This is a genomic window from Lysobacter sp. BMK333-48F3, from assembly GCF_019733395.1.
GTDB lineage: Bacteria > Pseudomonadota > Gammaproteobacteria > Xanthomonadales > Xanthomonadaceae > Lysobacter.
Genome location: NZ_JAIHOO010000001.1, coordinates 4,813,374 through 4,838,777, shown reverse-complemented (window position 1 = coordinate 4,838,777; position 25,404 = coordinate 4,813,374). Strand labels below are relative to the sequence as shown.

General features: G+C 69.9%; 21 protein-coding genes and 1 tRNA gene. 14 read left to right on the top strand and 8 right to left on the bottom strand.

What is annotated here, in order from left to right; genetic code table 11:
• The first annotated feature begins 34 nt into the window (after positions 1-34).
• From ileS to K4L06_RS20725, 12 genes are all read left to right on the top strand, one after another.
• Complete coding sequence (gene ileS, locus K4L06_RS20780) at positions 35-2,893, top strand: isoleucine--tRNA ligase (protein ID WP_221673719.1); 2,859 nt, start codon at positions 35-37, stop codon at positions 2,891-2,893.
• Between the two features lie 109 nt (positions 2,894-3,002).
• A complete protein-coding gene (lspA, locus tag K4L06_RS20775; protein ID WP_221673187.1) occupies positions 3,003-3,512 on the top strand; it encodes a signal peptidase II in 510 nt (169 codons plus the stop codon).
• A gap of 107 nt (positions 3,513-3,619) precedes the next feature.
• The gene (gene ispH / locus K4L06_RS20770; RefSeq protein ID WP_221673186.1) at positions 3,620-4,570 is read left to right on the top strand and encodes a 4-hydroxy-3-methylbut-2-enyl diphosphate reductase; all 951 of its coding nucleotides are present in this window, start codon (positions 3,620-3,622) and stop codon (positions 4,568-4,570) included.
• 194 nt (positions 4,571-4,764) lie between these two features.
• Positions 4,765-5,895, top strand: a complete 1,131-nt coding sequence (locus tag K4L06_RS20765) for a hypothetical protein (RefSeq protein WP_221673185.1) — start codon at positions 4,765-4,767, stop codon at positions 5,893-5,895.
• Between the two features lie 233 nt (positions 5,896-6,128).
• Positions 6,129-7,130 (top strand): glycoside hydrolase family 16 protein, encoded by a 1,002-nt coding sequence (locus K4L06_RS20760; RefSeq protein WP_221673184.1) that lies wholly within the window; start codon positions 6,129-6,131, stop codon positions 7,128-7,130.
• 107 nt (positions 7,131-7,237) lie between these two features.
• Positions 7,238-7,804 carry a hypothetical protein gene (locus tag K4L06_RS20755; protein ID WP_221673183.1) on the top strand — a complete coding sequence of 189 codons (567 nt, stop codon included), beginning with the start codon at positions 7,238-7,240 and terminating at the stop codon, positions 7,802-7,804.
• Between the two features lie 97 nt (positions 7,805-7,901).
• Positions 7,902-7,977 (top strand) — tRNA-Thr (locus K4L06_RS20750).
• 158 nt (positions 7,978-8,135) lie between these two features.
• Positions 8,136-9,620: a hypothetical protein gene (locus tag K4L06_RS20745; protein ID WP_221673182.1), complete on the top strand. Its 1,485-nt coding sequence runs from the start codon at positions 8,136-8,138 to the stop codon at positions 9,618-9,620.
• A gap of 365 nt (positions 9,621-9,985) precedes the next feature.
• Positions 9,986-10,648: a hypothetical protein gene (locus K4L06_RS20740; RefSeq protein WP_221673181.1), complete on the top strand. Its 663-nt coding sequence runs from the start codon at positions 9,986-9,988 to the stop codon at positions 10,646-10,648.
• A 389-nt stretch (positions 10,649-11,037) separates the two neighbouring features.
• Positions 11,038-11,334 carry a hypothetical protein gene (locus K4L06_RS20735; protein WP_141233643.1) on the top strand — a complete coding sequence of 99 codons (297 nt, stop codon included), beginning with the start codon at positions 11,038-11,040 and terminating at the stop codon, positions 11,332-11,334.
• 136 nt (positions 11,335-11,470) lie between these two features.
• Entirely contained in the window at positions 11,471-12,886 is a 1,416-nt protein-coding gene (radA, locus tag K4L06_RS20730) for a DNA repair protein RadA (RefSeq protein WP_221673180.1), read from the top strand.
• Positions 12,883-13,497, top strand: coding sequence for a hypothetical protein (locus K4L06_RS20725; RefSeq protein WP_221673179.1), 615 nt, complete (start codon positions 12,883-12,885; stop codon positions 13,495-13,497). Before radA ends, K4L06_RS20725 begins: the two co-directional genes overlap by 4 nt.
• Positions 13,498-13,617: 120 nt before the next feature.
• Here the strand turns inward: K4L06_RS20725 and K4L06_RS20720 are convergent, their stop codons facing one another.
• Entirely contained in the window at positions 13,618-14,043 is a 426-nt protein-coding gene (locus tag K4L06_RS20720; RefSeq protein ID WP_221673178.1) for a glutaredoxin family protein, read from the bottom strand.
• Positions 14,044-14,426: 383 nt separating this feature from the next.
• Positions 14,427-14,639: a hypothetical protein gene (locus K4L06_RS20715; RefSeq protein ID WP_064750140.1), complete on the bottom strand. Its 213-nt coding sequence runs from the start codon at positions 14,637-14,639 to the stop codon at positions 14,427-14,429.
• A gap of 372 nt (positions 14,640-15,011) precedes the next feature.
• On the opposite strand from K4L06_RS20715, the gene K4L06_RS20710 reads away from it, so the two are divergent.
• Positions 15,012-16,712 carry an enoyl-CoA hydratase-related protein gene (locus K4L06_RS20710; protein WP_221673177.1) on the top strand — a complete coding sequence of 567 codons (1,701 nt, stop codon included), beginning with the start codon at positions 15,012-15,014 and terminating at the stop codon, positions 16,710-16,712.
• A gap of 176 nt (positions 16,713-16,888) precedes the next feature.
• On the opposite strand, the gene K4L06_RS20705 is transcribed toward K4L06_RS20710, so the two are convergent.
• The 6 genes from K4L06_RS20705 to ccsA form a co-directional block, all read right to left on the bottom strand.
• On the bottom strand, positions 16,889-18,466 hold the full coding sequence (locus K4L06_RS20705) for a DHA2 family efflux MFS transporter permease subunit (protein WP_221673176.1): 1,578 nt from the start codon (positions 18,464-18,466) through the stop codon (positions 16,889-16,891).
• Between the two features lie 225 nt (positions 18,467-18,691).
• Positions 18,692-19,888, bottom strand: a complete 1,197-nt coding sequence (locus K4L06_RS20700) for an efflux RND transporter periplasmic adaptor subunit (RefSeq protein WP_221673175.1) — start codon at positions 19,886-19,888, stop codon at positions 18,692-18,694.
• On the bottom strand, positions 19,885-21,408 hold the full coding sequence (locus tag K4L06_RS20695) for an efflux transporter outer membrane subunit (protein ID WP_221673174.1): 1,524 nt from the start codon (positions 21,406-21,408) through the stop codon (positions 19,885-19,887). The genes K4L06_RS20700 and K4L06_RS20695 overlap by 4 nt, the downstream gene beginning before the upstream one ends.
• 4 nt (positions 21,409-21,412) lie before the next feature.
• Entirely contained in the window at positions 21,413-21,871 is a 459-nt protein-coding gene (locus K4L06_RS20690; RefSeq protein WP_255595380.1) for a MarR family transcriptional regulator, read from the bottom strand.
• Between the two features lie 268 nt (positions 21,872-22,139).
• Positions 22,140-22,757 (bottom strand): CPBP family intramembrane glutamic endopeptidase, encoded by a 618-nt coding sequence (locus tag K4L06_RS20685; RefSeq protein WP_221673173.1) that lies wholly within the window; start codon positions 22,755-22,757, stop codon positions 22,140-22,142.
• A gap of 88 nt (positions 22,758-22,845) precedes the next feature.
• A complete protein-coding gene (gene ccsA, locus K4L06_RS20680; protein WP_221673172.1) occupies positions 22,846-23,637 on the bottom strand; it encodes a cytochrome c biogenesis protein CcsA in 792 nt (263 codons plus the stop codon).
• Between the two features lie 139 nt (positions 23,638-23,776).
• Here ccsA and ffh point away from each other — a divergent pair, with 139 nt between their 5' ends.
• Positions 23,777-25,144 carry a signal recognition particle protein gene (ffh, locus tag K4L06_RS20675; protein WP_221673171.1) on the top strand — a complete coding sequence of 456 codons (1,368 nt, stop codon included), beginning with the start codon at positions 23,777-23,779 and terminating at the stop codon, positions 25,142-25,144.
• Positions 25,145-25,404 lie beyond the last annotated feature (260 nt).

The window sequence follows — 25,404 nt, the reverse complement described above, 5'->3', positions numbered from 1 at the left end:
GGCGACCCTGCTGCTGCCGGCGACCGAGTTCCCGATGCGCGGCGACCTGCCCAAGCGCGAGCCGGACACCCTGGCGCGCTGGGAGAGCGAGGGCCTGTACCAGCGGATTCGCGAGCAGGTCAAGGATCGCGAGCGCAGCTTCGTCCTGCACGACGGCCCGCCGTACGCCAACGGCGAGATCCACATCGGCCACGCGGTCAACAAGGTGCTCAAGGACATCGTGGTCAAGTCCAAGCTGCTGGCCGGCTTCGACGCGCCCTACGTGCCGGGCTGGGACTGCCACGGCCTGCCGATCGAGACCAAGGTCGAGAAGGAGTTCGGCAAGGTCGGCGACAAGCTCGACGCGGCCCAGTTCCGGGCCAAGTGCCGCGAGTACGCCGCCAGCCAGATCGAATTGCAGCGCCGCGACTTCAAGCGCCTGGGCGTGATCGGCGACTGGGACAACCCCTACCGGACCATGGATTTCCGCTACGAGGCGGACATCGTGCGTTCGCTGGCCAAGATCGTCGAACGCGGCCACCTGGTGCGCGGCTCCAAGCCGGTGCACTGGTGCTTCGACTGCGGCTCGGCTCTGGCCGAGGCCGAGATCGAGTACCAGGACAAGGAATCGACCCAGATCTACGTGCGCTACCCGGTGCTCGACCGCAAGCGCGTGTTCGAGGTATTCGGGCTGCAGGACGACGGCGCGCCGCTGTCGGTGCCGATCTGGACCACCACGCCGTGGACCCTGCCGGCCAGCCTGGCGGTGTCGATGGGGCCGCAGGTCGAGTACTCGCTGGTCCGGATCGAGCCCAGCGAAGCGGGCTTGTTCAAGGAGCCGGCGCAGCGTCCGGAGTACCTGCTGGTCGCCAGCGAGCTGATCGGCGGCGTGCTCGCCGCGATCACCGCGCCGGAAGCGCTCAAGCAGGGCCACAGCGTCGAGACCCGCGACTGGTCCTCGCACAAGGGCGAGGCCTTCGACGGCCTGCGCCTGCAGCATCCGTTCTACGCCGATCGCGAGATCCCGGTGCTGCTCGGCGACCACGTCACCACCGACGCCGGCACCGGCGCGGTGCACACCGCGCCCGGCCACGGCCAGGAAGACTATGCGGTGTCGCTGAAGTACGGCCTGATCGAGCGCTACAGCGCGGCCCAGATCAATCCGGTCGACGGCCGCGGCAAGTACCTGCCGTCGACGCCGGGCGTCGGCGAGCACGTCCTCGCCGGCCAGCACATCTTCAAGAGCGATGCGCTGTTGCTGGAGATCCTGCGCGAGCGCGGCGCCCTGCTCGCCACCGGCCGGCTCAAGCACAGCTATCCGCATTGCTGGCGGCACAAGACGCCGGTGGTGTTCCGCGCCACCCCGCAGTGGTTCATCTCGATGGAGCAGGCCGGCCTGCGCGGCGACGCGCTGGCGGCGATCCCGGGCGTGACCTGGATCCCGGGCTGGGGCGAGGCGCGCATCTACAACATGATCGAGGGCCGGCCGGACTGGACCATCTCGCGCCAGCGCTACTGGGGCGTGCCGATCGCGCTGTTCTTCCATCGCGAGAGCGGCCAGCCGCATCCGCGCACGGTCGAGATCATGCGCCAGGTCGCCGACGCGGTGGAGCGCGAAGGCGTCGACGCCTGGTATGCGATGACCGCCGAACAACTGCTTGGCGACGAGGCCGGCGACTACGAGAAGGTCACCGACATCCTCGACGTCTGGTTCGATTCGGGCACCAGCCACGAATGCGTGCTGGCGCAGCGGCCGCAGGACGGCCTGCGCAAGCCGGCCGACCTGTACCTGGAAGGCTCCGACCAGCACCGCGGCTGGTTCCACAGCGCGCTGCTCAGCGGCGTGGCGATGGACGGCGTGGCGCCGTACCGGCAGGTGCTGACCCACGGCTTCACCGTGGACGGCAACGGCGAAAAAATGTCCAAATCCAAGGGCAATGTGGTCGTTCCGCAGGAGGTCATCGGCAAGATGGGGGCCGATGTGTTGCGCCTGTGGGTCGCATCTACCGACTTCAGCGCCGAGATGTCGGTGTCGGAAGGAATCCTCAAGCAGAACGGCGACGTCTACCGCCGGATCCGCAACACCGCGCGCTTCCTGCTCGGCAATCTCAACGGCTTCGACCCGGCGCGGGATCTGGTCGCGCTGGAGGACATGGTCGCGCTGGACCGCTACATCGTCCATCGCGCAGCCGAGCTGCAGGACCGCATCGCCTCGGCCTACGAGCGTTACGACTTCGCCGAGATCGTGCAGCTGCTGTCGAACTTCTGCAGCGTCGACCTGGGCTCGCTGTACCTGGACGTGACCAAGGACCGGCTGTACACGATGCGCGAGGACTCGCGCGGCCGGCGTTCGGCGCAGAGCGCGATGTACCGCATCGCCGAGGCCTTCGTGCGCTGGATCGCGCCGATCCTGGCCTTCACCGCCGACGAGATGTGGCGCCACCTGCCGGCGACCACCGAGCGCGGCGCGCGCGCCGGCAACGTGCTGTTCGCGACCTGGTACGACGGCCTGGCCCTGCTGCCGGCCGACGCGCCCTTGTCGGCCGAGGATTTCGAACGCCTGCTGGCGCTGCGCGAAGGCGTGGCCAAGGTGCTGGAGCCGATGCGCGCCGCCGGCGAGATCGGCGCCGCGCTCGAGGCCGAGATCTCGCTGCGTTGCGGCGTCGCCGACCAGAACTGGCTGGCGCCGCTGGCCGAGGAGCTGCGCTTCCTGTTCATCAGCGGCGACGTCGAAGTGGTCGCCGACGACGGCATCAAGGACATCGCCGTGCTCGCCGCGCCGACCGCCAAGAGCAAGTGCGTGCGCTGCTGGCACTACCGCGCCGACGTCGGCGCCGACGCGGCGCATCCGGAGCTGTGCGGCCGCTGCGTCAGCAACGTGGCGGGCGAGGGCGAGGACCGTCGCTGGTTCTGACCCCGGCTCGCGCGCGCCCGGCGACGGGCGCGGGCGCCGCTGCCGCCGCCTGTTTCCGCTCGCTTGCGAGTTCCACCCTTTCAGTAGTTTCCTGCGGATTCCCGAACCGATGACCGACACCGCCCACCGACCCGACAAGAGCGCGCTGCCGTGGCTGATCGTCTCGATCGTGGTCATCGCCCTCGACCAGTGGAGCAAGGCCTGGGTGCTGGCTTCGCTGCCCGAGTACACCGCGGTGCCGGTGATCGACGGCTTCTGGAACTGGTACCGCAGCTACAACACCGGCGCGGCCTTCAGCTTCCTCAGCGACGCCGGCGGTTGGCAGAAGTACTTCTTCCTGGTCCTGGCGGTGGCGATCAGCGGCCTGCTCGGGTTCTGGCTGTCGCGCACCCGCCGCGGCGACTGGAAGACCGCGCTGCCGTACGCCCTGGTGATCGGCGGCGCGATCGGCAACGTGATCGACCGGCTGATGCACGGCCACGTGGTCGACTTCATCCAGTGGTACTGGCGCGACTACCACTGGCCCTCGTTCAACATCGCCGACTCGGCCATCGTCGCCGGCGCGATCGGGATCGCGGCTTACGGGTTGTTCAGCAAGCCCGACGCGGCCAAGAGTTAGCGGACAGGAAGGCAGGAGATGGCGGAACACGCTTTTCCATGTTCCATCTCCCAATCGCCGACTTCCGCTCCAAGCCGCCCGGCCGGTACCGGAGTACAATCGCCCCCATGGACGTCATCCTCGCCAACCCCCGCGGCTTCTGCGCCGGCGTCGATCGCGCGATCGAAATCGTCAAGCGCGCCATCGAGACCCTGGGCGCGCCGATCTACGTGCGCCACGAAGTGGTGCACAACCGCTTCGTGGTCGACGACCTCAAGCATCGCGGCGCGATCTTCGTCGAAGAACTCGACGAAGTGCCCGACGGCGCGACGGTGATCTTCAGCGCCCATGGCGTGTCCAAGGCGGTGCGCGCCGAGGCCGACCGGCGCGGGCTGAAGGTGTTCGACGCGACCTGCCCGCTGGTGACCAAGGTCCATCTGGAAGTCTCGCGCCATTGCCGCGCCGGCCGCGACGTGGTCCTGATCGGCCACGAAGGCCATCCGGAAGTCGAAGGCACGATGGGGCAGTGGCGGCGCGAGGCCGGCTCGGGCCGGATCTACCTGGTCGAGGACGCCGACGACGTCGCCCGCCTGGTGGTCGACCAGCCGGAGAACCTGGCTTACACCACCCAGACCACGCTGTCGGTCGACGACACCCGCGGGGTGATCGAGGCCTTGCGCGCCAAGTTCCCGGCGCTGCAGGGACCGAAGAAGGACGACATCTGCTACGCCACCCAGAACCGCCAGGACGCGGTGCGCGAGCTGGCCCAGCGCTGCGACCTGGTGCTGGTGGTCGGTTCGCCGAACAGCTCCAATTCCAACCGCCTGCGCGAGCTGGCCGAGCGCGACGGGGTCGAGGCGCATCTGATCGACGGCGCGATCGAGATCGATCCCAAGTGGGTCGAAGGCCGCCAGCGGATCGGCATCACCGCCGGCGCCTCGGCGCCGGAAGTGCTGGTGCGCGGAGTGATCGAGCGTCTGCACGAACTCGGCGCGGACCGGGTGACCGAGCTCGACGGCGAGCCGGAAAACATGGTGTTCGCCCTGCCCAAGGAATTGCGCCTGCAGTTGGTGGATTGAGGGCCGGGATTCGGGATTCGGGATTCGGGATTGGCAAAAGCAAGAGCCAAACAATCGCTTTGCCAATCCCTGACTACAGGCCGGATTTCCCCGCGCAGCGGCTAGGCGGCAGAATGCCGTGATCGGCGCCGCACCGGCGGCGCGACCACGATGGCCCAGGGAGAGGACCGATGTTCGATAGGATGCGCCGGCCGATGGCGGCATTGTTGGCTGCGGCCGTGCCGTTGCTGCACGCCGCCGAGCGCCCCACGGACGCGGCGATTTCGCCGGTCTACGCCCTGGCCGAGAACACCCTGGTCGAAGCCGCAGGCGCGCAAGCGCATACGGCCAGCTTCTTCGCCTACGACGGCAGCGGCTGGAGCGCGTCGCGCGACGGCGATCGGATCGGACCGCCGCGACCGTTGAAGTGGTATTCGCGCTCGGACGGCCGGTTCTGTACCCACGCCCCCGAGCGTTCTTACCGCGAGGCCGATTGCCGCGTCGTCGCGATCGACGGCGACCGGGCGAACTGGACCGGCGAAGACGGGCGCGCCGGCACCGGGCAGGTGCTGGCCGGCGATGCCTGGGGCCTGGAACAGCGCTGGCTGCAGCGCCCGGTGCGCGCGCTCGCCGGCCGGGACGCGGTCGAAGCCCTGATCGATCGCACCTTCGTCGTAGCGGTGCTCGGCGACGACAGGCCAAGCGGTACCGAATCCGGCGCCTACCGTTTCGAGCCCCGCGGCCGTGGGCAGATGCTGGTGCCGGACCCCGGCAATAGCACCGACCGCATCGCCGGCGCTTCGGTGCGCCCGTTCCGATGGACGTTCGACTCCGAGCGCGGCCTGTGCATCGGGGTAGAAGAACGCTCGCCCGAGCAGGGCGATTGCCGCAGCGTCCGGCTCGCCGGCGACCGCATGAGCTGGCGCATGAACGACGGCGGCGGCGTCTACGGCCGCGTGCTGCCCGACGACCCGCGGCGATTGTCGGCTCCGGCCCGCGAGGCCGCCCGGCGGCTGCGGGCGCGGCTGGTCGGCCATACCCTGGTCGTACGGCACCGGGACCGGCCGGAGCAGGAACGCGGGATCCGCCTGTTGCCCGACGGCGACGGCCGCATCGCGCTGCGCGGCGCCGGCGCGGCCGGCACCGTGCGTCCGCTGCAGTGGCTGCTGCGCGACGACCGTGCGCTGCTGTGCCTGACCGACGTGCCCGCCAGCGTGCGGCGCCGGGAATTCACCTCGCACGAGTGCTTCGGCGTCGCCGTGGAGGGCGAGGCCGTGCGTCTGCAGCCGCCCTCCGGGAACGCCTTGGTCGGGCGCATCCTGGCCGGGAACGCCTGGGATCTGTAGCGCGGACCGGCGACGGGCGAGGGCGGCCCGCGGATTCGCGATGCGGCGCCGCCGGGCTACGACGCTCAGTCGGTACCGGCGGGCGTGCGCTCCAGCGCCGGCCCCACCGGCTCCGCCGCAATGTCCGATTCCCGGCCATTTGGCGCCTCTATTTGACAACGTTGTCTTTTGTGCGGGAGATTGGTTCGCTCGACCCAGCGCAACCGATCGGTCACCAACCAAAGGACGACACCATGGGGCTGCACCGCACTTTTCTCGCCAGCATCGTCGCGGCGTCGATCGCCGTCGCCGGTTGCGATTCGAACACCGGCGCTCCGGCCGAGCCGGCCTCCAAGCCGGCGGACACGGCCGCGGCCGCGCCCGCTGCGGCGCCGGCGGAAGCGGTGTTCTTCGACGATTTCAGCTACCCCGACCTCGCCGCGTTCCACGCCAACGGCTGGAAGGTGCGAACCGAAACCGGCCACCCGGGGATCAAGGGTGCGACCTGGTCGGCGCAGGGCCTGTCGTTCCACGCCGACATTCCCGATACCCAATCGGGCGCGGTCAGGATGAGTTCGGTCACCGACGGCAGCGGCGAGAAGACCCGCCACACCCAGTTCTGCCACGCGCGCAAATATCGCGAAGGCACCTACGCCGCGCGGATCTTCTTCCGCGATGCGCCGAGCTTCGGCCCGGACGGCGACGAAGTGATCCAGACCTTCTACGCCATCAGCCCGCTCAAGGCGCCGATGGACAAGGACTACAGCGAGACCGACTTCGAGTACCTGCCCAACGGCGGCTGGGGCGAAAACGCCATGCCGGCGATGTGGACCACGACCTGGGAAACCTTCCAGCTCGAGCCGTGGACCAAGGTGAACGAATTCTCGCGCAAGCAGGGCAGCTACGCCGGCTGGCGCACCCTGGTGCTGACGATCGCCGGCGACAAGGTGCGCTATTTCGTCGACGGCCAGTTGTTCTCCGAGCACAGCAGCGCCGTGTACCCGGAAGACTTCATGTCGATCAACTTCAACCTGTGGTTCATGCCCAAGGGCGCGGACGGCTCGCTGGGGCCGGTCGATTCCCCGGAGCTGCGCGAGTACCAGGAGGACATCGACTGGGTGTTCTTCCAGCAGGACGCGGCCCTGGCCAGCGCCGAGGTGGAGGCGAAAGTCGCCGAGCTGCGGGCCAGGAAGGTGGCGCATATCGACGGGGTGAAAGAGCGCAGCCCGGCGCTGCCGTCGCCTTGCGGGTTGTGACCGTGGCGTAACGCGGGGCGTTCGTCCCCGGAATCGACCGCCGCGTCCGAACAGGGCTACAGTGCCGGCAACGCGCGGGCCGCCCGCCCGCGCAGGATCTCGATGCCATGGACGCCGCCAGCCACCGCCTGCTTTCCCGGTCGCGCCCTCGCGCGGCGTTTCGCCGCGTTCCTGCGATCGCGCTCGGCGCCGGCCTGCTGCTGGCCAGCTTGTCGGCCCTGGGCAGCGGCTGGATGCCGGGCCCGCCGATGGGGCCGCGACGCTTTCCCAGCTACGCCGCCTGCAAGGCCCATCTGCAGCAGCGAAACCGCGAGGACCGCGCGCAGGCCGACGCGCGACCGCGCCCGGTCGCGGCCGGCGGCACCGTGCAGACCGTGGTGACCACCGATGGGGTGGTCGAACCGGGCCGCCGCCATGCCCGCTACAAGGTCCAGATCGGCTGGGCCGGGCGCGGCAGCGAACGCGACGCCATCGACGGCATGATTCAGACCCAGTACTCCTATGAAGACACCTTGCTGGAGTGCAAAGGCCGCACCCTGACCGGCGAGACCGCCCGCGGCTACCACTCGCCGGGGTTCGAGCGGATCGAGCCGAAGGCCGTGCCGGCGCACCCGCAGCCGCCCGCCGATCGTCCCGCAGGCGCTATGCCGGCGAACGGCGGCGCCCGGGCGTGAAGCGGCCGGCCCGGCCCGCCGAGCGCCGCATGCGCTCGGTTCCGCCCCGGCTCGAATTGACCGCCCAAGCCCCGGCCGCCTAGAATTGCCGTCCTTCGCCGGAATAGCTCAGTTGGTAGAGCGGCGCATTCGTAATGCGTAGGTCGCAGGTTCGATTCCTGTTTCCGGCACCAGTAAAATCAAAGGCTTGCATTGCCCGTTTGGGCTGCAGGCCTTTTTTATTTGCTGCGTGAGCAACGTTTGCGTGGATGCCTCAGACGAGAGCCGCAGCGTGCATCCATCGATAATCTCCCATCGACGACTGCAACCCGCGTCGACAAGGGACAGGACAATGGCATCACACGGACTGGGTGGCTTTGGGTTGAATGCGGGGCTTGGGTTTTGCTTACTGCTCGCTTCGGCCACTGCCGGCGCGCAGACGCCGGGCGACGCAACTGCGGCGCCGCCCGAATCGGACACCGCCCGGGTTCTGCGCTACACGCGTGCCCTCGAGACGGCGCCCGATCGCGCCGACGCGCCCGAACTTCGCCGCTGGCTGACCCAGTGGGCGATCAAGACGCCCGATTACACCCTGGCAGTCTGCGATCTGCTCGATTTCGGCGACGCGGGCGGCGATGCCGTGCCGCATGCGGACGAACTGCTGATGCAGATGATCTACGGCAATGCCGCGTTTCAGATCGAAGCCGGCGGCGAAGCCGATGAGCTCTCGACGCAGGTTGCGGCGGTCGAAAGCGCGTTGCGCGCCTATGCCGCATTCGTCGCCCGGGATGCGAAGGCGAGGGTGGCGCGCCTGGATGCGCTGATCGCCAAGCGCGACGCCGGCGCGCTGCGGGCCTATCTGGCGCCGCGGGTGGAGCAGAAGTGCCGGGATGCGGCTCCCACGGCGTCGAACGGGGCTGCTGCCGCGCCGGAGCCGTCCAAGCAGGCGTTTCTGGGCGGCTTTCTTCGCCAATCGCATGTGGTGTACCCGCTCCGTTCCGGCGGCTGGGAGATGCAGGCGGAAAAGCGTTACGACCAGCAAGAGGCCGGCGCCTCGGTGCGGTTCGAGCGCGCTGGCGACGACAGCGGTTGGATCGACGTATTTTTCTACCCCGTCGGCGTGTCGTCCGATGCCGATACGGCGAAGATGGCCGACGCCGAACGTCGGGCTTTGCTCGATACCTGGGGCAAGTCGATGGCCGGCCCGCAGGATATGACGGCATTGAGCCGGTTCTCCGTGCCGATCAAGCACGACGCGCGCGCCGAGCCCGCGTCCGGCTCCAGCGCCGCGGACGACGACATCGCCGCCTACGCGCTCGATTTCGCCTATGTCCGCGACGGCAAGGCGCTCAGCTCGGCGATGGTGTTCGCAATCGATCGGATGTACGCCATCAAGTTCCGCTACAGCGCCGAGACCGCGAAGTACCCGCGTGCCCGGGTGCGCCAAGACCTGGAAGCATTCGCGCGGGACATGCTGACGCGGCTCGACATCGGCAGCAGCGGCGGCTGCTGGTCGCCGCCGCCGGTCGAAACCCTGGCCAAGGGCGCGCCGGTACCGCAGAAGGCGATGGCGACGACTTCGGTCAAAGGGGAAGCTGTAGCGTGGGTGCTCTCCGATCGCGTCGTGATGCGCGACCCCTCGCAGGCCGATGCGGCCAAGCTGCAGACGCTGGCGATGTTCTTGCAGGGGCGTCTCTATCGGGGCTGCACCGGCGCGGAGCCGTCGCTGCCGGAGGTGAAGGATGGCATGCGCGAATTGCGCTTCGAATACCGCAGCGGCGAGTCGGCCCCGGCGGATCGTCCGTCGTCGGGTGCCGTGCGCTCCCGGGCCGGTTGACGACGACCGTTGACGGCTCGGTCTGGTCGCGCGCGCGCCGCAGACGATTGGCAGTGCGCCGGGTCGATCGCGGCCGCCGTTTTGGAAGTCGCGCCCTGGCTAATTGGTCAGTCGCTCTGACGCGGCCGAGGGACTTCCCAGAACCCGAACAGTAAGCCGCTGGCCGGTATCGGCACCTTTGCGCGCCATCGAATGCTGTCCGTGCACCACGTTGGCCGTTCGGGCCGTCTGCAGTCGTCGCCACCAGCTCGCTTCACGCTCGCGGGCCCCGGTCGTTAGCAAAGGCGGACTGCGGTCGAAGTCGTCCAGGTGACAGATTCCTGGGCGGCTGGCCCGGGCTTTCGACTCACACGGCGGGCGCGTTCATGAGCCACTATGGTCCCGAACAGAGTTACCAGGTCGGCAAATTCGGGCTGCGCCTGCATCCCTACGTCGCCGCGCCCGAAAACGTGTTCGCGACCGGGGCCGCGGTCGAGTACGGCATCGACGGCAAGGTGTCGTACGCGCGCGCGGCGCTGCATTCCAGTGCGGTCGGTTTGATCCAGTTGGTCCAGTCGCCGCTGGCGCTGTTCGCGCATGCCCAGCCTGGGCGCTGGAGCGTGCACAAGCGCGAGCCGGAGCCCGGCGCCTCGTTGCTCGGCCGTTGCCTGTACGGCGAGGCGAATCTGTTCGTCGGCGAGCATTCGCCGCATTACGCCGGCCAGCCGGTGCGGCGTCTGGCGGCGACCGAGTGCTGGCTGATCGATACGGCGCGCGAGGTCGCCGACGCTCTGGCCGGCGGCGTGCTCGACAGTCCGGCCGCCACCCGCTTCGCCGAGTACGCGCTCGATACCGGCACCGGCAAGGTGGCCGGCGTGGGTATTACCTGGGGCTATAAGCTGGCGCAGAACCCCACCTACCTCAACCGCTTCGAACTGGTGGTGATCGCGCCGAGGGAAACCCGCTTGCGCGACCACCCGGAGCACCTGGACGCGCTCGCGGAGTTCCTCGACGTCGGCCGCGCCCGGGTCGAGAGCTGCATCGATTGAGGGGGCGGGCGCACGCCGCCGTGATGCGCTGCGGCGGCGTGCGTACCGTTAAGCATGCGACGTCGGGCGGAGCGGGGTGCCCGGCGCGCTGCGCGCACGACCGGTCCGGCAGGCGCGGCCGCGTGGCCGACGATTCGTCTCGCACCGGTTCATCGTCCGTTGGGGGGCGAGACCGCGTTCGAGCGGCCTGCGCCGTCTCGGCCGGTGAGAGCCGCGCCGGTCACACTACGGTTCCGCCGGCCTTGTCACATGTCTGCATTGAATCGGAATCCATCATTCAGGCAGCTGCCTGGATTCACCAATTGGCCATTCCTTCTTCACTCCTTTTTATCGGGCGGATCGACACCATGCGCCGGCTTGCAACGCATACAGCAAAGGCACCGACAAAAATGCGCGTAGACGTATTCGTAGTGGGCGACGACGAAGGCTATGTGGTCGCACCGTCCGACAGCTGGCTGCCCCTGGACGAAATGAAGGCCCTAGGCGCGCTGCGTTTCGGCTGGACCATCGACACCCGCATGGCCATGCCCAAGCTGGACTGGCACGCGATCGCCAACGACATCGACGCGCGCGGCTACAGCATCGTCGCCTCCAACGACGTCAGCGGCCTGCTGGCGATGCCGCAGCAGCACCTGCAGGCGATCTATCCCGAGCAGCACCGGCCGAACCAGCCGATGGCGGCCTGACCCGCGCCGGCCCGGCCCGGTCCGCGCGGCGTCGCCGGCAGCGGGTAGGACTTCGCCGCGTCCGCGGGTCCCGGTCTCGCACGCTGCGACCGGCAGCGGCTAAAGTGCGGCTTCGTCCGTGCCGTTGCCGTCCGCCATGTCCAAGACCCCGCTCAAATCCGCCGCCGCCAAGGCCCGCACCGCTTACGTCTGCGGCGAATGCGGCGCCGACTACAGCAAGTGGCAGGGCCAGTGCGGGGAATGCGGGGCCTGGAACACGCTCAGCGAGTTCGTGGTCGAGCCGGCGGCCAAGGCCGGCGCCGCCGCCAGCGTCGCCGCCTCGCGCCGCGCCGGCTGGGCCGGCCGCGCCGACGCGCCGGCGGTGACCGCGCTGAAGGACGTGCGCCACAGCGAAGAGGAACGGGTCGGCACCGGCATCGGCGAGTTCGACCGGGTGCTCGGCGGCGGCCTGGTTCCCGGTGCGGTGGTGCTGGTCGGCGGCGACCCGGGCATCGGCAAATCGACCCTGCTGCTGCAGGCGATCGTGCGCATGGCCCAGAGCATGCCCGGCCTGTACGTGACCGGCGAGGAATCCCTGTCCCAGGTGGCCGGGCGCGGCGCGCGCCTGGGCCTGCCGCTGGACGGCGTGCATGCGCTGGCCGAAACCTGCGTCGAGCGCATCCTCGAACACGCCGCGAGCATGAAGCCGGCGCTGATCGTCGCCGACTCGGTGCAGACCCTGTGGACCGAACAGCTCGGCGCCGCGCCGGGCTCGGTCAGCCAGGTGCGCGAGAGCGCGGCGCGGCTGGTGCGTTACGCCAAGGAAACCGGCACCTCGGTGTTCCTGGTCGGCCACGTGACCAAGGAAGGCGGCATCGCCGGCCCGCGCGTGCTCGAGCACATGGTCGACGCGGTGCTGTACTTCGAAGGCGAAAGCGGCAGCCGCTTCCGGGTGCTGCGCGCGTTCAAGAACCGCTTCGGCGCGGTCAACGAGCTGGGCGTGTTCGCGATGAGCGACAAGGGCCTGCGCGAAGTGCCCAACCCGTCGGCGATCTTCCTCTCCGGCAGCCGCGGGCCGCAGCCCGGCAGCTGCGTGATGGTGACCCGCGAAGGCACCCGGCCGTTGCTGGTCGAGGTGCAGGCGCTGGTCGATTCCTCGCCCTTGTCCAATCCGCGCCGGGTCGCGGTCGGCATGGAGCAGAACCGGCTGGCGATGTTGCTGGCGGTGCTGCATCGCCACGGCGGCATCGCGGTCGGCGACCAGGACGTGTTCGTCAACGTGGTCGGCGGCATCCGCGTGCAGGAAACCGCGGCCGACCTGCCGGTGCTGCTGGCGGTGCTGTCTTCGCTGCGCGACCAGCCGCTGGCCGAGCAGACCGTGGCCTTCGGCGAGGTCGGCCTGTCCGGCGAGATCCGGCCGGTGCCCAACGGCGAGGATCGGCTCAAGGAAGCGGCCACCCACGGCTTCAAGCGCGCGATCGTGCCCAAGGGCAATGCGCCGCGCGGCGGCCGCATCGGCGAGATGGAAGTGATCGCGGTCGAGCGGCTGTCCGAGGCGCTGGACGCGGCGTGAGCCCGACGCCGGGCCCGCGCGACGGCGACCGTGGGGAGACCGACGCCGGTGCGGCGTTCGCGTTGGCGCGCGCGGTGTCGGTGGCGTTGCACCCTTTCGCGGTGTTCCTGGCCCTGACCGTGCTGGGCGTGCGGGCGCTGGCGCCGCAGGCGTTCGCCGCGGCGATGGCCGGGGTCGGCGCGGCGGTGGCGGTGGTGTGGCTGTTCGTCTGGCAGCGCCATCGCAGCGGCCGCTGGAGCACGGTCGACGCCTCGCATCCGAGCGAGCGGCCGCTGCTGTATCTGGTCCTGCTGCTGGTGCTGGCGCTGGTCTGGTGGTGGATGCGCGATCGCGCCGCGTCGTTGGGCCACGGCATCGTCGCGGTCGCGGCGATGCTGGTCGCCGCCGCCCTGTTCAATCGCTGGATCAAGCTGTCGCTGCACATGGCCAGCCTGAGCTTCGCGGCGGTGGCGCTGTGGCCGCTGGCGCCGACGGCGGCGGCGATCGGGCTGGCGCTGTTGCCGCTGCTGGGCTGGGCGCGGCTGCGCATGCGCCGGCACGGCGCGGCCGAGGTGATCGGCGGCGCGGTGCTGGGGGTGGGCTTTGCGATGGGCTTGCGCTGGTTGGCGTAAGCGGCGCGCCGAGCGCTACGCGCTTTGGGCCGGCATCGCGTCACCGGCGGCGATGATCGCATTGCGCCGATGCGCTGCGGGCCGCCCGCGATCCGCGGCGGCCCGCAGGGATGCGCCGGCTCAGGCTGCCGGCTTGGCGCCCTTGGCGTGGGCGGCCAGGATCTCGGCCAGCTTGGCCTCGTCGTAGCCGTGCAGGCTCTGGTTGCCGACGTAGATCACCGGCACGCTCTTGATCTTCAGTCCGTCGGCTTCCTTGCGCGCGGCCTCGTCCTTGTCGATCACCCGTTCGACGAAGCGGATGTTCTGCTTCTGCAGCAGTTCCTTGGCCTTGTGGCAGAACGGGCAGGTCGACAGCGAGTACAGCACCACCTCGCCGCCGGCCTGGGCGTAGACCTGCGAGTAGTCGCCTTGTTCGACCATCGCGCCGCCGCCCTTGCCGCCGTCGCCGATCAGGCCGGTGCGTTTGACCAGGGTGCCGGCGCCCACGCCGAGCGCGAGCGCCACTACCACGATCGCGATGGTGCCGAGTATCGACTTGAAGCTCATTCCTTGTCCTCAAGAGTCGCCGGCGCAGCGCGCGCGGCGGTGGGTGGAGTCAGGGGCGGGAGCGCGGCGCCGTTGCGGGCGTCGCGGGGTCGGCATGCGGGACGGTGGATTCGAGATTGCGCGCACGATCCGTGGCGTCGGCGATCCAGCCTGACTCGAACATCGCTCTTGCTCCCTGTGCCCGTCGTCGGGCTTTGCGTTTATAGCATCGCCGTACCGAATCGCGACCGCTGCCACGACGATCCGCGACGCAGTCGGCGATTGTCCGCGCCGCGGCATCGCCGGCGCTCGCGCGCGGCCGTCGCCGGGCGCGGATTCGTTGCGCCGCAGCACGGCGCCGCGCGGCGGTGGGGAGGCGCGCGGCCTCCCGCACCGGGTCGGGATCAGGGGATGTCGCAGCCGCAGGACAGGCCGCAATGGCGCCAGTTGGTCTGGCAGACGTAGGCCGGGCTGCCGGAGTCCATGCACTGGTCGAACTGGACCTGGCAGTTGTCCCAGCAGGACTGGCAGCCGCCGGCGCCGAACGCGCTCATCGAAAACGCCGCGCCGAAACAGAATGCGCAGATGCCCAACAGCTTGCTTGCACGCTTCAACATCGATGCTCTCCTTGATTGCCCGTCATGGGCGATGGGGCCGTGTGGCGGCCGGTTCCCGGACGCGGTCCGAACCATCGCGGCGCTGCGTCCCGGGCGTCGCGACGATGAAGCGATGTCGGCCCGGCGAGCATCGGCCGGAGAAACCGGACTTGGCTACTGTCAGTTTCGATAGGTGCGGCGGCGCGGCAAACGAAGTATGGCGGCGCGCACGGTCAGGCTGCGCACTGCGCCGCAGGCGCGATCGCGTTCGTCGACCGGAACGATCCGGTCATCGCGTTCGATCCGCCAGGGCGCGCGATTTGTGATCGGCGCTCAGGATCGTGAACGAGAGTTGGCGGACATTCGAGCCTTCGTCGTGACAAGGAGCGTGCGATGTCGTTGCGTATCCTGTTCCTGTGCACCGCGTACAACGGACTGGCGCAACGCGCCTGGGCCGAGCTTGGCGATCTCGGCCATCAGGTCGTCGTGCAGGTCGCCGCCGATGCGGCGACGATGCGCGCGGCGGTGGCGCGGGAGCGACCGCAACTGATCGTCGCGCCGATGCTCAAGTCGGCGATTCCCGAAGACATCTGGCGTCGGCACGTGTGCTTGATCGTCCATCCCGGCATCGTCGGCGACCGCGGTCCGTCGTCGCTGGACTGGGCCATCCTCGAGCGCGAACCGGACTGGGGCGTGACCGTGCTGCAGGCGGCCGAGGATATGGACGCCGGCGACATCTGGGCCAGCGCCGGCTTCGCCATGCGCGCGGCGCCGAAGAGCCAGCTGTACCGGCACGAAGTCGCCGATGCGGCGCTGCGCGCGCTGCTGCAGGCGGTGGAACGGTTCGAGAACGGCGACTTCCGCCCACAAGCGCTCGACTACGCCCGTGCGGACGTGCGCGGCCGGCTGCGTCCGGCGATCCGCGCCGGCGACCGCGAGATCGACTGGCATGGCGATACCGCGACCCTGCACGATCGGATCCGCAGCGCCGACAGCGCGCCGGGCGCGCGGGTGGAGCTGGCCGGGATGCGTTGCCACGCCTTCGGCGCGCACATCGAACCGACATTGCGCGGCCGCCCCGGCGAGTTGCTCGGCCGGCGCGAAGGCGCGGTCTGCGTCGGTACCGCAGACGGCGCGCTGTGGCTGAGCCATCTGCGCGCGAAGGACGGGATCAAGCTGCCGGCGACCCAGGTGCTCGGCGAACGCCGCCTGGCCGGCGTCGCCCAGCGCCCGCCGCGGCCGGCGACCTCGGTCGCCGCGCGCCGCGACCGCGCCTACCGCCAGATCCGCTATCGGGAGATCGGCGCGGTCGGCTATCTGCATTTCGATTTCTACAACGGCGCCATGTCGACCGGGCAATGCGACCGTCTGCGCACGGCGTTCCTGCAGGCGCGGCAGCGGCCGACCCGGGCGATCGTGCTGATGGGCGGCCAGGACATCTGGTCCAACGGCATCCACCTCAACGCGATCGAGGCCGCGGCCGATCCGGCGCTGGAATCCTGGCGCAACATCCTGGCGATGAACGCCCTGGTGCGCGAGATCGTGCTGACCGAATCGCACCTGGTGATCTCGGCGATGCAGGGCAACGCCGGCGCCGGCGGGGTGATCCTGGCCTTGGCCGCCGACCAGGTCTGGGCGCGCCGCGGCGCGGTGATGAACCCGCACTACAAAGGCATGGGCGGGCTGTACGGTTCGGAGTACTGGACTTACCTGCTGCCGCGTCGGGTCGGCCAGGCGATGGCGCAGGAGCTCACCGAGGAATTGCGCCCGCTCGGCAGCGCCAAGGCCGAACGCATCGGCCTGATCGACGCCGCGTTCGGCGCCGGCGTCGCCGACTTCGCCGCGCATGTCGAGCAGCGCGCCGAACGCGCGGCCGACCCGGTCGCATGGCGCAAGGCGGTAGCGCTCAAGCGTCGCCACCGCGCCGCCGACGAGCGCCGCAAGCCGCTGGAAAGCTACGGCGCCGAGGAACTGGCGCACATGTACCGCAACTTCTTCGGCCCCGACCGCAGCTATCACGAAGCGCGCCGCCGCTTCGTGCGCAAGCACGCGGCGGTGTGCGAGGCGGCGGCGCCGGCGGAGGCGATGGCTTGAGGCGGGGCGTCGGGAATGGGGAATAGGGAATAGGGAATCGGCGCTGCAGGCGGGTGAGGGGCGTCGGTTTCAGCCTGGCTTATTGGCCGTTGCCGCTCTCGATCGGGATAGGACGAAAACGCAACAGGCCGGGCGATGCCCGGCCTGTTGCGTTGCGAGGGTTGGCTGCTAGCCGCTCAGTGGCCGCCCGCGGCCGCGCCGCCGCCGGCCTTGGCGGTGAACGGCGGTTTGGCGAACCAGACGAATACGATCACCACCAGGAACAGGATGCCGAGCAGGTGGAAGATCTCGTTGAAGCCGATCTGCGCCGCCTGCTGCGAAATCATCTGGTTCAAGGACACCGCGCCGCGCTGCAGGTCGCCGCGGCCCAGCATGTCCACAGTCTGGCGGATCGCCGGGTCGTAGGCGCCGATGTGCTCGGTCAGTTCGGCATGGTGGATGGTGCTGCGCTGGTTCCAGCCCCAGGTGGTGAGCGAGGCGGCGAAGCTGCCGCCCAGGGTGCGGACGAAGGTCGCCAGGCCGGAGCCGGCGGCGATCTCGTGCGGTTCCAGGTCCGATAGCAGGATGGTCAACACCGGCATGAAGAACAGCGCCACGCCCAGGCCTTGCCACAGCTGCACCATCGCCACGTGCTGGAAGTCGACGTCGAGGTTGAAGCCGGAGCGCACGAAGCTGGTGAAGGCCATCGCCACGAACGCCAGGCTGGCGACGATGCGCAGGTCGAAGCGGGTCGCGTACAAGCCGACGAAGGGCGTCAGCAGCACCGGCAGGATGCCGATCGGCGCGGTCGCCAGGCCGGCCCAGATCGGCGTATAGCCCAGGTTGCGCTGCAGCCACAGCGGCACCAGCAGGCCGACCGCGAAGAACGCCGAGTAGGCCAGCACCATCGCCGCGGTGCCGCTGGCGAAGTTGCGGTGGCGGAACAGGCGCAGGTTGACGATCGGATCGCGCTCGGTGAGCTCCCAGATCACGAACACCGCCAGGGCGATGGCGGCGACGATGGCCAGGATCACGATCTTGCTCGAGTTGAACCAGTCCTCGTCGTTGCCCAGGTCGAGCAGCACCTGCAGCGCGCCGACGCCGACCACCAGGGTGACCAGCCCCATGTAGTCCATCTTCGGGTTCTCCAGCTTCTCCGGCCGGCCGCGCAACTGATTGCCGACCACCAGGCTGGCGAAGATGCCGATCGGGACGTTGATGAAGAAGATCCACTCCCAACTGTAGTTGTCGGTGATCCAGCCGCCGAGGATGGGGCCGGCGATCGGCGCGACCACGGTCACCATCGCCAGCAGGGCGATGGCCTGGCCGCGTTTGTGCGGCGGATAGATCGAGATCAGCAGCGCCTGGGTGACCGGGTACATCGGCCCGGCGACGAAGCCCTGCAGCGCGCGCGCGGCGACCAGCAGGCCCATGCTGTTGGCCAGGCCGCACAGCAACGAGGCGATCACGAACAGCATGGTCGCCCACATGAACAGCTTGCGCTCGCCGAACTTGCGGGTGAAGAAGCCGGTCAGCGGCAGGGCGATGGCGTTGCTGACCGCGAACGAGGTGATGACCCAGGTCGCCTGGCTGCTGCTTCCGCCGAGATTGCCGGCGATGGTCGGCAGCGAGACGTTGGCGATGGTGATGTCGAGCACCTGCATGAACGAGGCCAGGGCCAGGCCCAGCGTGGTCAGCGCGATGTTCGGCGGCCGGAAGCCGGCTTGCGGCGCCGGTGCGGCGGCGGGTCCGGCGTTGGCGGTGGTGGCGGACATGGATCGGCCTGTGCAGTCGGTGGGGACGCGGACGGCTGCGCTAGCGCGGCGCCGCGGTCCTTAGTCCGCCGTTCCGGCGCGGGGCCGGAACGGCGGCTTCGGAGTTCGCGCCCGGTCGCGGGGGGAAGGCGATGCCGGCGGGGGAGGAGGCCGGATCGCCGGACGACGGCGCGAACAGCGGACGAGGCACGACGAGGGGGAGGGGCGTCGTCCGCGGGGGAGGGATCAGCCGTGCTGGGCGCCGTTGGGCAGGTTCTCGCGCACGATCTTGTCGATCATCGAATCGGCGTCGTGCAGCTGCCTGGCGTAGGCGTCGGTGGCCAGCACCGGCTTGGCCGGCGGCGCGCTGGCGAGCACCGCGCCGGCCTGGTCGCGGATGCTGACGTCGACGTGCATGCTCAGGCCCAGGCGCAGCGGATGCTCGGCCAGTTGCTTGGGATCCAGTTCGATCCGCACCGGCACGCGCTGGATGATCTTGATCCAGTTGCCGCTGGCGTTCTGCGCCGGCAGCAGCGAGAACGCGCTGCCGGTGCCCAGGCCGAGGCTGGTCAGCTTGCCCTGATAGACCACGTCGCTGCCGTACAGGTCGGCATGCACTTCCACCGGCTGGCCGATGCGCATGTTGGCGAGCTGGGTTTCCTTGAAGTTGGCTTCGACCCAGACCTGCTCCAGCGGAATCACCGTCATCAGCGCGGTGCCGGGCTGGACCCGCTGGCCCAGCTGCACGCTGCGCTTGGCGACATAGCCGTCGACCGGGGCGACGATCGCCGAACGCTGCAGGTTCAGATAGGCCTGGCGCAGCTGCGCGGCGGCGGCGGCGACCTGCGGCTGCTTGGCGACCGTGGTCGCATCGACCAGGGCACGGTTGCGCGCCAGGGTGCCGCGCGAGGACGACAGCGCCGCTTCGGTCGCGGCCAGTTCGTCGCGGGCGTGGGCCAGTTCCTCGGCCGAGACCGCGCCGCCGGCGACCAGGCCTTCGCGTCGCTTGACGTCGGCGCGGGCCTTCTGCACCGCGACCTGGCGCGCCGACAGATCGGCCTGGCCGGCATCGACCGCGCTGTACAGGCCGCGCACCTGGCGCACGGTATTGGCCAGGTTGGCCACCGCCTGGTCGTAGGCGACCTGGGCGTCGTTGGGATCGAGCTGCACCAGCACCTGGCCGGCGCGCACCTTCATGCCGTCGTCGGCGCCGATGCTGACCACCGTGCCCAGGGTCTGCGGGGTGATGTTGACCACGTTGCCCTGGACGTAGGCGTCGTCGGTGTCCTGGTGCCAGCGCAGCACCAGCAGGTAGTACGCGGTCCAGGCGACAGCGGCGATCACCACCACGGTGAGCAGGATCAGCATCGCCTTGCGACGCTTGCCGTTGGTCGGCGCGGCGGCGGCCGCGGTCGCGGCTTGCGGGTTGATTTCGGAAGTCATGGCGTGGGGGCCTTGGCGATGGCGTGGATCGAAGAAGGGGCGGCGCGTTCGGACAAAGGCGCGACCGGGTCGGGCGCCTGCACCGGCAGGCCGCCGCCGAGCGCGCGGTCGAGCTCGATGCTCGCCGCCAGGCGCTGCGCGCGCAGGCCGGCGAGTTGTTGGTCGAGCTGCAGCAGCGGACGTTGCGCGGCGAGCACGTCGAGCTGGGTGCCGAGGCCGGCGCGGTAGCGGGTGCTGGCGATCTGCCAGGCCTGCTGCGCGGCGTCGCGCGCCTGCTGCGCGGAAGCCAGCTGGCCGTCGAGCGAGCGCGCCGCCTGCAGCGCGTCGGCGACTTCGCGCAGCGCGCCGACCAGGCTCTGGTTGTAGTTGGCGACGGCGAGGTCGTAGTCGGCGTCGCGCCCGGCCAACTGGTTGCGCAGCCGGCCGCCGTCGAAGATCGGCAGGCTGATCGCCGGGCCGCCCTGGATCAACAGCGCATCGTGGGTGAACAGGTCGGACAGCCCGCCCGAGGCCAGGCCGACGAGCGCGCTGAGATTGACGGTCGGATAGAACTCGGCCTTGGCCGCTTCGATGCCGTGCGAGGCGGCTTCGACCCGCCAGCGCGCGGCGACCACGTCGGGACGATGGCCGAGCAATTCGCTCGGCAATACCGCCGGCACCGCCGGCGCCTGCGCGGCCAGCGCGCCGGGACGGGCGATGTCGAGGCCGCGGTCCGGGCCCTTGCCGAGCAGGGCGGCCAGGGCATTGCGCAGCGCGTCGATCTGCTGCTGGGCGGACTGGATTTGCTGGTCGGCGGCGGCGCTGGCGCTTTCGGCGTTGCGGATCTGCAGTTGGTTGTCGAGGCCGGCCTTGACCCGCTGGCGACCGAGCGCGAGCAGGCCCTGCGCGCGTTGCCGCTCGGCCTGGGCCACGTCCTGGGCCTGGAAGGCCTGGGCCAGGGCGACATAGTTGCGGGCGAGGTTGGACGACAGGGTCAGGCGCGCGGCCTGGGCCTCGATTTCGGCGGCGCGGGCCTGGCCCAGCGCGGCCTGCCAGCGCGCGCGCTGGCCGCCCCACAGGTCGGGGCTGTACTTGAAGCTCAGCGACAGCACTTCCACGCCGCTGTACTTGCCGCCCAGCGGTTCGGGGGCGACGGTCTCGGGCAGTTGCAGTCCCGAGTACTGAGCGCTGGCGCCGAGGGTCGGCTTGCGCGCCGCGTCGGCGAGGCCGGCCTGGGCGACCGCCTGGCGCACGCGCGCGTCGGCGGCGTCCAGGCTCGGGTTGCCGGCCAGGGCTTCCTCGATCAGCGCGTTCAATTGCGCATCGCCGAACCCGGTCCACCAGTCGGCGCGCGGGAACGCGGCGTCGGACAAGGCGGCGTCGGCGAAGCTGCGCTGCGCGACCAGCGTGTCGGCGTCGAGCGCACGGCCTTCCGGAGCGAGGCCGCGGCTGCTCGCGCAACCGGCCAGGATCAGCGCCGCGGCGAGCGGCGCCAGCACGAATGGCAGCCCGCGGCGCGGGCGAGGGGCGTGGCGGGTCATGGGCTCAGGAACCGGTAAGGGTGAGGTTGTCGCGGACCTGTTCGAGCAAGCGGTGCAACTGGTCGCGGTCGGCGTCGCTGAGGCCGGTCATGGCGCGCTCGCGCACGCGCCGGCCGCAGGCGTCGATGTCGGCCCAGATCGCGGCGCCGGTTTCGGTCAGGTGGATGTTGAGCGCGCGCCGGTCGTCGGGATCGGCGACGCGGGCGACCAGGCCGCGGGTTTCCAGCTTGTCGAGCAGGCGGGTCATGGCGCCGGGGTTGAGCTGGGCAGCGCGCGCCAGCTCGGTGACCCCGGCGGTGCCGATGGCCAGTTCCTTGAGGGTGATGAACTGGCTGAAGGTCAGGTCGTGGCCGGCCTGGGCCAGCTCGCGTTCCATTTGCGCCCACATCGCATCGCGGACCTGGCGGAACAGCAGGCCGAGATTGGAAGTCGAGCAGACGGGGTTCGGGGGCAGGGTGGTCATGGCGCGGGATGATCTGCGCCTGCGCAATAGTTGTCAATGCAAATATTGTTCTTGCAAAAGCCTTGTTCAGCAAACATCGAACGAGCGTGCGGAAACGCCGTTGCCTCGCGACTTCGCGATAAATATCTGATTTAAGGACTTAAATTCTGGCTCTGCCGGAGCCGGGCAGCCCCGGATCTGGGCCGCGGAACGCGGACTTTTCCCGTGCCACTCGCCAAAACAGGCAAGACGCCGAAGGCCAGAGGGCAGGCGATCCGGGCCGCCGGGCTCAGGCGGCGCCCAGGGCCCAGGCGTCGAGCACCACATGGGCGAGCACCAGCGGCCATAGCCGGCCGGTGACCGCATACAGCCAGGCATAGCCCAGGCCCATCGGCACGATCGCGATCACGCCGACCTCGCCCTGGTAAAGGTGATAGGCCAGGCGGATCGCCGTGCTCAGGTGGATCGCGGTCCACATCCCGCGCTTGCCGCGCATCGCCGAGATCAGATAGCCGCAAACCAGGGCCTCTTCGTAGAAGCCGTTCACGACCGAGGCCGCCAGCACCAGCGGCCAGTTCATCCCGGCCTGGACCGGCACGGCCTCTTCGACCGCGCGGGTCGCCAGGCCGACGCTCGCCGCCACCGTCTGCATCAGCCAGAACACCAGGGCGGTGGCCAGGGCCAACGACAAGCCCGGCAGGACGTCGCGCCACGCCGGCGGCGGCCCCAGCCGCGCCCAGGTCCAGCCGCGTTCGCGCAGAAACAGCCCGATCATCGCCAGGATCGGCAGTTCCATCCACAGCACGCCGATCAGCCAGTTGGGGTCGATCGGCTGCGGCGCTTGCGGCGGGGCGAGCAGCAGGCTCAGATTGGCGTAGATCGTCCAGCCGAACGCCAGCGTCAGCACGCCGACGAACTCGCTGCGTTCCGGTAGCGCCCTGATCCATCCCCCCGTGCGACGCCATCCTTAGGCCGGGCCTCGCCGACCGTTACGGTCAGACCCGCTGCAGCACCAGTTCCAGGACGAATTTGCTGCCGAAGAACGCCAGCACCAGCAGGATCATCGCCGCCAGGGTCCAGCGCACCGCGACCGCGCCGCGCCAGCCGTAGCGCCAGCGGCCCAGCAACAGCCCGCCGAAGGCCAGCCAGGACAGCACGCTGAGCACGGTCTTGTGCACCAGGTGCTGGGCGAACAGGTTCTCGACGAACAGCACCCCGGTCAGCAGGGTCGCGGTCAGCAGGGCGAAGCCGACCCCGATGGTGCGGAACAGCAGGCTTTCCAGTTCCACCAGCGGCGGCAGCGCGCGCAGCCAGCGGTGGAACTCGCGCCGGCGCAGGGCGCGTTCCTGCGCCCACAGCATCAGCGCGAACAGGGCCGCGACGGCGAGGGTGGCGTAGGCCAGCAGGGCCAGCCAGGCGTGCAACTGCAGGCGCCAGTCCAGCGGCTCGGGGTGCTGGACGTGGCCGTAGGACTGATAGCCCAGCAACATCAGCGCCGCCAGCGGGAACACCACCACGCCGAGCGCGGCCATGCGCCCGGAGGCGCCGACGATCGCGGTCAGCACCGCCATGCCCAGCCCGACCAGGGACAGCGCGGCGAAGAAATGCAGGTCGGCGCCGCCGGCGCTGCGCCAGGCCAGCAGGTGCGCCAGGCCGTGGCCGAGCACGGCCAGATTGGCCGGCAGCAGCCACCAGCGGGCGCTGCGGCCGTCGCCGTTGCGCACCGCCGCGACCAGTTGGCCGGTCGCGACCAGGTAGAGGGCGACCGCGATGAGAACGATTGTCATCGCCGCAGTGTGGCATAAGAGCGGGGATTCGGGATTTGGGATTGGGGATTCGGACCGGGTTGGTTGTCGCGGCCAGCACGGGCGACGGGCCGGGGCCGCTATACTTGCCGGTCCCGCCATTCCGCGACCCCGCTCCGCCATGTTCGAATCCCTGACCCAACGCCTGTCCGGCACCATCGAGCGCCTGCGCGGCCGCGGCCGTCTGACCGAAGAGAACATCCGCGAGTCGTTGCGCGAAGTGCGCATCGCCCTGCTCGAGGCCGACGTCGCCCTGCCGGTGGTGCAGGCGCTGATCGAGCGGATCAAGGTGCGCGCGGTCGGCCAGGAAGTGCTGAAGTCGCTGACCCCGGGCCAGGCCCTGATCAAGGTCGTGCGCGACGAGCTGACCGCGGTCATGGGCTCGCAGGCCGCCGACCTGAACCTCAACGTGCCGGCGCCGGCGGTGATCCTGATGGCCGGCCTGCAGGGCGCGGGCAAGACCACCACGGTCGGCAAGCTGGCCAAGCACCTGCGCGAGCGGCGCAAGAAGAAGGTGATGGTGGTCTCGGCCGACGTCTATCGTCCGGCCGCGATCGAGCAGCTGCGCCAGCTCGCCGAGCAGGTCGAGGTGCTGTTCTTCCCGTCCAGCGCGTCGCAGAAGCCGGAAGAGATCGTGCGCGCGGCGATCGCCGACGCCAAGAAGTCGTTCGTCGACGTGCTGCTGGTCGATACCGCCGGCCGCCTCGCCATCGACGAGGCGATGATGACCGAGATCAAGGCGCTGCACGCCGCGGTCGCCCCGGTCGAGACCCTGTTCGTGGTCGACTCGATGACCGGCCAGGACGCGGCGACCACCGCCAAGGCCTTCGCCGAGGCGCTGCCGCTGACCGGCGTGGTGCTGACCAAGACCGACGGCGACGCCCGCGGCGGCGCCGCGCTGTCGGTGCGCTACGTCACCGGCCGGCCGATCAAGTTCATCGGCGTCGGCGAGAAGCCCGACGGCCTGGACGTGTTCCACCCCGACCGCGTCGCCAGCCGCATCCTCGACATGGGCGACGTGCTGTCGCTGGTCGAGCAGGTCGAGCAGCAGGTCGACAAGGACAAGGCGCAGAAGCTCGCCGAGAAGGTCGCCAAGGGCAAGAAGTTCGACCTCAACGACATGAAGGACCAGCTCGAGCAGATGCAGAACATGGGCGGCCTGCACGGGCTCATGGACAAGCTGCCGGGCATGGGCCAGATCCCGGATACGGTCAAGAACCAGATCACCGGCAAGGAAGTGCCGCGGATGGTCGCGATCATCAACTCGATGACCAAGAAGGAGCGGCGCAATCCGACCCTGCTCAACGGCTCGCGCCGGGCGCGCATCGCCAAGGGCGCCGGCCTGACCCCGGCCGACGTCAACAAGCTGATGAAGCAGTATCAGCAGATGGAGAAGATGATGAGCAAGCTCTCCGGCGGCGGCATGAAGGGCCTGATGCGCGGCATGCGCGGGATGATGGGCGGCCGCGGCGGCATGCCGTTCCGCTGAGCGGTCGCGCCGCGCGCGGCGAACCCGGCACAGATCGTTACAGAAACGCGACGGCGGCCTTCGGGTCGCCGTTTTTGTTTGTGCCGATCGGCGAGGCGTCACGCTCCGCACGCGTGGGGTCCCTTGCGTCGCGACGCGCGCTGCGCACACTTGCTGCGCGTCGCGACGGCGCGCTCGTTTCGTCTTCGCTCGGGACGCCGCGACGGCCGTCGCCGACGCACTTTCGGTTCGTCTTTCATCGCTCGCGAAGCATCGCAGCG

Bases quoted from the DNA above. Each gene is read 5' to 3' on its own strand.
- ileS (WP_221673719.1), top strand. From the start codon at position 35: ATGCGCGGCGACCTGCCCAAGCGCGAGCCGGACACCCTGGCGCGCTGG.
- lspA (WP_221673187.1), top strand. From the start codon at position 3,003: ATGACCGACACCGCCCACCGACCCGACAAGAGCGCGCTGCCGTGGCTG.
- ispH (WP_221673186.1), top strand. From the start codon at position 3,620: ATGGACGTCATCCTCGCCAACCCCCGCGGCTTCTGCGCCGGCGTCGAT.
- K4L06_RS20765 (WP_221673185.1), top strand. From the start codon at position 4,765: ATGGCGGCATTGTTGGCTGCGGCCGTGCCGTTGCTGCACGCCGCCGAG.
- K4L06_RS20760 (WP_221673184.1), top strand. From the start codon at position 6,129: ATGGGGCTGCACCGCACTTTTCTCGCCAGCATCGTCGCGGCGTCGATC.
- K4L06_RS20755 (WP_221673183.1), top strand. From the start codon at position 7,238: ATGGACGCCGCCAGCCACCGCCTGCTTTCCCGGTCGCGCCCTCGCGCG.
- K4L06_RS20745 (WP_221673182.1), top strand. From the start codon at position 8,136: ATGGCATCACACGGACTGGGTGGCTTTGGGTTGAATGCGGGGCTTGGG.
- K4L06_RS20740 (WP_221673181.1), top strand. From the start codon at position 9,986: ATGAGCCACTATGGTCCCGAACAGAGTTACCAGGTCGGCAAATTCGGG.
- K4L06_RS20735 (WP_141233643.1), top strand. From the start codon at position 11,038: ATGCGCGTAGACGTATTCGTAGTGGGCGACGACGAAGGCTATGTGGTC.
- radA (WP_221673180.1), top strand. From the start codon at position 11,471: ATGTCCAAGACCCCGCTCAAATCCGCCGCCGCCAAGGCCCGCACCGCT.
- K4L06_RS20720 (WP_221673178.1), bottom strand. From the start codon at position 14,043: ATGAGCTTCAAGTCGATACTCGGCACCATCGCGATCGTGGTAGTGGCG.
- K4L06_RS20715 (WP_064750140.1), bottom strand. From the start codon at position 14,639: ATGTTGAAGCGTGCAAGCAAGCTGTTGGGCATCTGCGCATTCTGTTTC.
- K4L06_RS20710 (WP_221673177.1), top strand. From the start codon at position 15,012: ATGTCGTTGCGTATCCTGTTCCTGTGCACCGCGTACAACGGACTGGCG.
- K4L06_RS20705 (WP_221673176.1), bottom strand. From the start codon at position 18,466: ATGTCCGCCACCACCGCCAACGCCGGACCCGCCGCCGCACCGGCGCCG.
- K4L06_RS20700 (WP_221673175.1), bottom strand. From the start codon at position 19,888: ATGACTTCCGAAATCAACCCGCAAGCCGCGACCGCGGCCGCCGCCGCG.
- K4L06_RS20695 (WP_221673174.1), bottom strand. From the start codon at position 21,408: ATGACCCGCCACGCCCCTCGCCCGCGCCGCGGGCTGCCATTCGTGCTG.
- K4L06_RS20690 (WP_255595380.1), bottom strand. From the start codon at position 21,871: ATGACCACCCTGCCCCCGAACCCCGTCTGCTCGACTTCCAATCTCGGC.
- ccsA (WP_221673172.1), bottom strand. From the start codon at position 23,637: ATGACAATCGTTCTCATCGCGGTCGCCCTCTACCTGGTCGCGACCGGC.
- ffh (WP_221673171.1), top strand. From the start codon at position 23,777: ATGTTCGAATCCCTGACCCAACGCCTGTCCGGCACCATCGAGCGCCTG.